This is a genomic window from uncultured Shewanella sp. (assembly GCF_947491715.1).
GTDB lineage: Bacteria > Pseudomonadota > Gammaproteobacteria > Enterobacterales > Shewanellaceae > Shewanella.
Genome location: NZ_CANLKR010000073.1, coordinates 1 through 8,258 on the forward strand (window position 1 = coordinate 1; position 8,258 = coordinate 8,258).

The window sequence follows — 8,258 nt, forward strand, 5'->3', positions numbered from 1 at the left end:
CTTTCAATAATGCGCCTTGAATTAAGCCTTTTTACGGGCTCTGAAAACATGCACTTTCAAGTGGTTTGGGTATATACTTGAGTGAGTGCTCGAATGAAATGAGAGAAAAGGAAGTCTCATGATGAATAATCAGCAGGCTGTCAATAATAAGTTACCTCATAGGGTTACCCATGAAGTCAGAGAATTATTGCACTGTTGGCGTGAAAGTTATTTTTTACCTAATGACATTGAAGTGACAAATTCCAGTTTGTCACAACATGAGGTCGATACACTCATAGATAAAGTTCATGGTTTATTTCGCCAAATAAAACAAGTTGAATCCGCGGAATTGTCAGATAAAGTGATAAAAATTCAGTTGCAGCTAAACAGTTTGCAGCAAATGAATCGTAATTTAAAATTCGAAGAGCTGGTGTCATTGGATTATCACATTAATGTACTGGCTAAACTTGTTTTACGTCACGATGATAATCTTGATCCGGCACCTTATATTCCCCATAAGCATCCTATTTTACTGGCACTAAATCAAGAACTGGCTGAAAAGCTGTCTGAACAGCTTGCATTTTTTGATGTTCATTGTCAGGTGATTAAAGATAAGCAAGATTTTATTTTAAATCTACAGCAGTTCACACAAAGTGCAATTATCATCGATGTGAACTTTACCGGGGAAGGAGTCGGTATTGAATTGATGAAAGCACACCAAGCCAATGTCCCCAAAATTTTTATTACTCATCAAGAAAATGTACCAATTGAATTAAGATTGTCGGCTTGCCAAGTGGGTGGTTCAGGTTTTTACGTACGCCCTACTCTAGCCCAATTATTACGTTCAGTGGAGCAATTCTATTCGACTCCATCACTAAAGCCCTACAAAGTGTTGATTATGGATGACTCTCACAGCCAAGCCCTATTTTGTGAGCATGCACTGAATCGTGCTGGAATGCTGACACAGATTGTGACTCAGCCATTAACAATATTAGAGGCTATGGAGCAATTTGAACCCGAATTAATTTTAATGGACATGTATATGCCTGGATGTACAGGAACGGAACTGGCCAGTGTGATCAGGCAGCAATCGGCATATTTACGTTTGCCTATTCTATTTTTATCGGGTGAAAATAATAAAGATATTCAATTAAATGCGATGAAATTAGGGGGCGATGATTTTCTCACTAAACCCATAGCGCCTAAGCATCTTGTGTCTACGGTGCAGACTCGTTGTGAGAGAGGCCGAGTGCTTAATGATTTGATTATACGTGATAGTTTGACTGGGTTATTTAATCATACTCATATACTCGATAAATTAAAGCAAGCATGCCGTTATGCTAAAGAGCAAGGAGAGGCATTATGCTTTGCGATGGTGGACATTGATTTTTTTAAAAAAGTGAATGACAGTTATGGGCATACTGTTGGCGATAAAGTCATTTCCACTTTGTCTTTATTTCTTAAGCAAAGGTTACGAGGGGATCATAGCATTGGCCGTTATGGTGGAGAGGAGTTTGCGGTTGTTTTTCCTCGAACAAGGGAAGATGAAGCTTTGTTTGTGATGAATGAAATTCGAGAAGCATTTAATCAGCTAGAGCATAGTAGCGAACAAGGTGAGTTTAAAGTCAGTTTTTCTGCAGGTATTTGCCGCTTTTCGGGAAATAATGCAGAAAATATCATTGAGCAGGCGGACGAAGCCCTTTATGCCGCTAAACATAAAGGGCGCAATAATATTCAATGTTATCAGTTTGATAGTTAGTAATGTTTAATTGTCATTTACGTCCCCGCTGAAACCGTCCTTGTCCTTGAAAATTTTGGCGAATGTTTCGGGAGTTGTTTAAGCTATCTCTGTCTATGCCTCTGTTGTTCATTTGTTGTCTAAAATCATTCGACAACCCACTGGCATTATTTGAGTGGTTTTGCACTTTGTTTAGGGCATTATTTTTCTGAGTTTGAGAAAGATTATTTTGATGACTCAAGTTTTGCCACTGTTGGTTACTTCTACTTTGCCATTGACCATTATGATTGCGAGCAACATTGCCATTTTTATCTGAAAACACATTATTTTTTCTTGCTGAATTATGAGTCGCTTGAGTGAAGTTTCTATTCAAGGTGGATTTATTGGCATTTCTTACTCTGTTTTGAGGGTTATTATAAATATTATTTTTGGTTATATTGTTACGTTGTATTTGATTATTGATATTTGTCCTATTACCAAAGTTGACGTTATTACCAATATTGATGTTACCCGTATTAATATTTATATTACCGTTATTGATAAAGACTGGAGAGCGGTATCCACCACCGTGATAGCCTCCAGCATAATAGCCTCCACCCCAAGCAACACCCCAAGCGAATCCAGCGCTGTAAAAACCATAACCCCAAGACATGCCATAATTCCAGCCTATCCACGGATTATAGCCAACATAAACGCCCCAAGTAACAGGTCTTGGATAATAATAAGGGCCCCAAAGCGGAGGATAATACCAACCTGTACCGTAGACGGGGACACCATAATAGGGATAGGACCAGAGATAGCCTGAGGTGTAGCCTACATAAACCACATCGGGTGTCGAATCATAAATCTGTACATAAGTGGTGTTATAAACGGGTGAACTTGGAGGGATTTGGGCAATTTGTTCACTGGGAATATGATCGGCAACGATCCATGGCCCAGTTGGCGATGATGAGATAAACCAAACCCCATTGTCAACAGCATAAAATTGATCATTGACTCTCAATACTTGTGAATCCGTATTTACCGCATAGGCGACTTGAGTGCCTGGGATCATTTCAAATTTAGGCTCACCGTTATAAGTGACTTTAGTGGTTGTCCCTTTACGTTTTATGGCTGCCGTTTGTGGGATTTTTGCATTAATAACAGCTTCGTTAGCTTCAGCGGTGCCTGCGACGGATACACGAACGCCGCTAATATCAGAATCGGGCGGTATATTGCTAAAACTTTCTGGTAATTTATCTGCTCTTACAAAGGTCCAAGGACCGGATTCTTTAGCTGCACTATACCAACGCCCCGATAATAATACATACATTTTGTTATTGGAGGTATCTCGTAACCAAGGCACTTCTGTATTGGTCACATAAAGCAATTGTCCAGCAATTAAACTTTTCCATTTAGGTTGGCCTTGCGTTGAAATGAGCTCTGTTGGTGTGGTTGTCGCAAAAATTGCCGGCGGTGTTCCTGTGGTTGAAGATGTTGTTTTGGCTTTTGGCATCAATTTAACGAGATCGGCAGGAGGCTTACGAGTTAATGTCCATGGTCCTAATGGATTATTGGCTTCATACCAAAAATTACCGCTACTAAGATACAGTTTCTTAGTTTTTTTATTACGGGCAACAGCGAAGGGGGTGTTAATGACTCTTTCGTACTCCGAATTATCAATAGCACGATAAATAGGTGCGCCATCATAGCTTAATAAAATGGTCAGCTGTTGTTTAAAGATAATGGTTGGAGCGGTGTTTTTCAGTTCTTGTAAGCTTTTTCTTTCTTGTTTAGAGCTGGCTAGACTTGCCGTTAAGCTCTTCATGGATAGCTGAAATGTGGTGGATTTCAGTGCGTTATCTACGATGCTATTTAGCTTTTCTGTATCTTTTGTTTCATCTGGCCATTTAATTTGTGTGACGTCGACATCTCTGATTTGTGCGGTTTCTGTGCCAGTATTCACTCTTGCTATAAACCAAAAAGCACCAAAAATAGGGGTGTTTTGACCTGTTAATTCGAGTGATAATGCGGCTTTTCCTTGGAGAGTATTACCTGACAATGAATCAGGTTGTAGTTGATAAACCACAACTTTACCTTCAGGCTCAGTGATTTCTTGTGGCCAATCAGCAGCTAAGGCTGTGAGTGGGAATAAGCTGAAAAGTAACATTCCTATCATTACTGATTTAAAGGAGAGTATTATCTGTTTTATCATGACGATTCCCTGCTCATATTGGGTTCATTATGATGAAAAATGACTCAGAAATGTCAACCCGTTTTATTGGTAACCTTCTGAGTTCGTATGATTATTTTTCATTTGATGGTTCAAGGTTAACATAAGTTAACTGAATTACGACTTACTCAAGTGTAGTTAGTTATAGGGCGAGGTACAAAGGTGAGGTTGTGTTATATATAAAATGGATAAAAAAACCGCCTCTCAAATGAGGCGGTTGTGCATTAATTTCTTAAAGGCATGATTGCATTAAAGACTATAATAAAGCTCAAATTCTACGGGATGTGTCGTATTGTTGACTTTTTCAACATCTTCTTGTTTTAATTGAATATATGAATCAATGAAATCATTACAGAACACGTCACCACGGGTTAAGAATTCACGATCTGCATCAAGACAGTCGAGTGCTTCTTGTAACGAGGTGGCCACTTGTGGAATTTCTGCGGCCTCTTCAGCGGGTAAGTCATACAGATCTTTATCCATTGCCTCACCGGGGTGGATTTTATTTTGAATACCATCTAGACCTGCCATTAACATAGCTGAAAAAGCAAGGTATGGGTTGGCCATAGGATCGGGGAAGCGGACTTCGATGCGGCGACCTTTTGCGCTTGGTACGACAGGAATACGGATCGATGCAGAGCGGTTACGTGCTGAATAAGCAAGCATAACAGGGGCTTCAAAATGTGGAATTAAACGCTTATAAGAGTTGGTTGCAGGGTTTGCAAATGCATTAATGGCTTTTGCATGTTTAATGATCCCACCAATATAATAAAGGGCTGTTTCACTTAAACCTCCATATTTATCGCCAGCGAAAAGGTTGACGCCATCTTTAGCCAATGATTGATGTACATGCATGCCACTGCCATTATCACCGACAACAGGTTTAGGCATAAACGTTGCTGTTTTTCCATAGGCATGTGCAACGTTATGAATGACATACTTGAGGACTTGGACTTCATCGGCTTTTAAGGTGAGTGAATTAAAGCGGGTCGCAATTTCATTTTGACCTGCAGTAGCCACTTCATGATGATGTGCTTCAACGACTTGACCCATTTCTTCAAGAACTAGGCACATTGCGCTTCGTAAATCTTGAGAAGAATCAACTGGCGCGACTGGGAAATAGCCGCCTTTAACACCTGGACGATGGCCTGTGTTACCACCTTCGTAACTTTTACCCGAATTCCAAGCTGCTTCTTCAGCATCGACTTTATAGAAGCAACCAGACATATCTGCGCCATATTTAACGTCGTCAAATAAGAAAAATTCAGGTTCCGGACCCACCAGGACAGTGTCAGCGATACCGGTTGAACGTAAATACTCTTCGGCTTTCTTGGCAATAGAGCGAGGATCGCGATTATAACCAGACATAGTCGTCGGTTCTAAAATATCACAGCGTATATTTGCGGTGACATCTGCTGTAAAAGGATCGAGTACAAAACTACTTGGATCTGGCATCAGCACCATGTCAGACTCATTAATACCTTTCCATCCAGAAATTGATGAGCCATCAAACATTTTGCCGTCTTCAAAAAAGTCTTCATCAACTTGATGAGTAGGGATCGAGACGTGTTGCTCTTTACCTCGAGTATCGGTAAAACGCAAATCAACAAATTTAACTTCTAATTCTTGTAATTGCTGTAAAACTGATTCAGCTGACATTATATAAAGTCTCCGAGTTAGGTAAAGTCACACTTTAATTGGACTGGCATCATATATTTTGGCTAGATGCGATTTGAAAGACTAATAGCCAGAGATGTGCCAAGTTTACAACAATATGATTTTAAAGAGTTATGAGATATTTACCGATTTTAAATGGCTATAGTTAGCACCATAATGGTGCATTGTTTGCACATTGTTGGTGCTTATCTTCGCATCATCTCAGTGCATTAAATAAAATAAGGTAAGGGAGCAAGGTTAAAGAGTAAATACTCTATAACTCATCATCTTATCCTGATGACTTCCAATTTACTGTGGTTACTTTGAATAGAATGTCAAAAACGTTATGGTATCAGATAAAAGAGTGCTTGAATATTGTGCAGAATATGCCACTTCATTGGGCAATCGTAAGCGATTTATTTAAGCGGCCCAGATCCTTGTTTCTGCCATATTCATTGTGAAGAGAGTATTGATGATGAGCATTACGAGTGTAAAAGCGACTAAAAAAGCAATTATATTGTGATTGGTTAAAAATAATCCTGTGAGAAAAGTCTAGCCTAGAGTAGAATAGCACGCTTTTTATCGTAACGAATAAAATGAAGCGCATTTGTTTCGTTATAATAACCCTATATTTATCCCGATGGTAAGAGGTTTAGCCGTGTTAGAGAATTTACGTAACATCGCCATTATTGCACACGTTGACCATGGTAAAACTACCTTGGTTGATAAGCTGCTGGCGCAGTCAGGAACCCTTGAGTCTCGAGGAGAAGCCACTGAGCGGGTGATGGATTCAAATGATCTTGAAAAGGAGCGTGGGATCACGATTCTGGCCAAGAACACTGCCATCAAGTGGAACGATTATCGTATTAATATCGTTGATACTCCAGGTCACGCCGATTTCGGTGGTGAAGTAGAGCGTGTCCTTTCAATGGTTGATTCAGTTTTATTGTTGGTCGATGCCGTTGATGGTCCAATGCCACAAACGCGTTTTGTTACCAAGAAAGCGTTTGCTCAAGGCCTTAAGCCAATTGTTGTGATTAACAAAATTGACCGTCCAGGTGCTCGTCCTGATTGGGTTATCGATCAAGTTTTTGATTTGTTTGATAACTTAGGTGCGACCGATGAGCAGTTGGATTTCCCAATTGTTTATGCATCGGCATTAAATGGTTTTGCTTCACTGGATCCTGATGAGGCAAGTGAAGATATGACGCCATTATTTGAAACTATTGTTGAAAAAGTGTCTTCACCTGACGCAGATGCGGAAGGCGACTTCCAAATGCAGATTTCTCAACTGGATTACAACTCATACGTGGGTGTTATTGGTGTTGGTCGTATTAAGCGTGGTAGCGTTAAAACGAATCAACAAGTGACGATTGTTGGTGCTGATGGCAAAAAGCGTAACGGTAAGATGGGCCAAGTATTAGGTTACATGGGTCTTGACCGTCATGAAGTGGATGTCGCTAATGCGGGAGATATTGTTGCGATTACCGGCCTTGGTCAGCTTCAGATTTCAGATACTGTTTGTGCGACAACGACTGTTGAAGCATTGCCGCCACTTTCGGTTGATGAGCCAACATTAACCATGACTTTCCAAGTGAATACGTCACCTTTTGCGGGTAAAGAAGGTAAGTATGTGACTTCACGTAATATCCTTGAGCGTTTAGAGCAAGAATTGGTGCATAACGTTGCATTACGTGTTGAAGAGACTGAGAGTCCAGATCGTTTCCGTGTTTCAGGTCGTGGTGAGCTTCACCTGTCTATTTTGATTGAAAACATGCGTCGTGAAGGTTATGAGCTAGCGGTTTCACGTCCAGAAGTTATCGAAAAAGAGATCGATGGCGTGATGTGTGAACCTTACGAAACATTGACTGTTGATGTTGAAGAAGAACATCAAGGCAGTGTGATTGAGAAGTTGGGGATCCGTAAAGGTGACATGAAAGACATGCAGCTTGATGGTAAAGGTCGTGTGCGTATTGACTTTATCATTCCAAGCCGTGGCTTAATCGGTTTCCAAACAGAATTCATGACATCGACTTCAGGTACGGGTCTGATTTATCATTCATTTGATCATTATGGTCCTGTGAAAGGCGGGGATATTGGTCAGCGTGCACGTGGTGTGCTTATCTCTAATGCAACAGGTAAGGCGCTCACATTTGCTTTATTTGGCCTTCAGGATCGTGGTCGTCTCTTTATTGGCCATGCGGCAGAAGTTTACGAAGGTCAAGTCATCGGTCTACATGCGCGTGCTAATGACTTAACAGTAAACTGTCTGAAAGGTAAGCAGTTAACTAACATGCGTGCATCGGGTACAGATGAAGCGCAAGTTCTAACACCGCATATTGAAATGACGTTAGAGCAAGCGCTTGAATTCATCGATGATGATGAGTTAGTTGAAGTGACGCCTGAGAACATTCGTGTTCGTAAGCGTTATTTGACCGAAAATGAGCGTAAGCGTCATAATCGTAGCAGCAAGTAATATGTGAGTTTACTCTTGTTTTCTCTTTTAGAGAGGCAAGAGTACAACGGATAGTTAAAAAGCCTAGAGTGGAAACACCCTAGGCTTTTTTGTTTTTTTTTAAAGAGAAGTCATGGTGGGGATGAGCGGCTCAATTTTTATAGGTTGCTGCATCGACAATACACCAGATATGCAAGAGCACACCTATAATAGGAGGG

The 8,258-nt window shown here is 40.5% G+C and carries 4 protein-coding genes; 2 read left to right on the forward strand and 2 right to left on the reverse strand.

Going from position 1 to position 8,258, the window contains the following annotated elements; all coding sequences use genetic code 11:
- Positions 1-118 precede the first annotated feature (118 nt).
- Positions 119-1,738 (forward strand): diguanylate cyclase, encoded by a 1,620-nt coding sequence (locus Q0779_RS23405; RefSeq protein ID WP_298776646.1) that lies wholly within the window; start codon positions 119-121, stop codon positions 1,736-1,738.
- Between the two features lie 13 nt (positions 1,739-1,751).
- On the opposite strand, the gene Q0779_RS23410 is transcribed toward Q0779_RS23405, so the two are convergent.
- Both Q0779_RS23410 and glnA read right to left on the reverse strand, forming a co-directional pair.
- Entirely contained in the window at positions 1,752-3,911 is a 2,160-nt protein-coding gene (locus tag Q0779_RS23410; protein ID WP_298776648.1) for a carbohydrate-binding family V/XII, read from the reverse strand.
- A 267-nt stretch (positions 3,912-4,178) separates the two neighbouring features.
- On the reverse strand, positions 4,179-5,588 hold the full coding sequence (gene glnA / locus Q0779_RS23415; RefSeq protein ID WP_298776651.1) for a glutamate--ammonia ligase: 1,410 nt from the start codon (positions 5,586-5,588) through the stop codon (positions 4,179-4,181).
- A 655-nt stretch (positions 5,589-6,243) separates the two neighbouring features.
- Between glnA and typA the strand changes: the two genes are divergently transcribed.
- Positions 6,244-8,061, forward strand: a complete 1,818-nt coding sequence (typA, locus tag Q0779_RS23420) for a translational GTPase TypA (RefSeq protein WP_298776654.1) — start codon at positions 6,244-6,246, stop codon at positions 8,059-8,061.
- Positions 8,062-8,258: the final 197 nt, after the last annotated feature.

What these genes read in the sequence shown, in the direction of transcription:
- glnA (WP_298776651.1), bottom strand. Translation starts at nt 5,588, where the DNA reads ATGTCAGCTGAATCAGTTTTACAGCAATTACAAGAATTAGAAGTTAAA.
- Q0779_RS23410 (WP_298776648.1), bottom strand. Translation starts at nt 3,911, where the DNA reads ATGATAAAACAGATAATACTCTCCTTTAAATCAGTAATGATAGGAATG.
- Q0779_RS23405 (WP_298776646.1), top strand. Translation starts at nt 119, where the DNA reads ATGATGAATAATCAGCAGGCTGTCAATAATAAGTTACCTCATAGGGTT.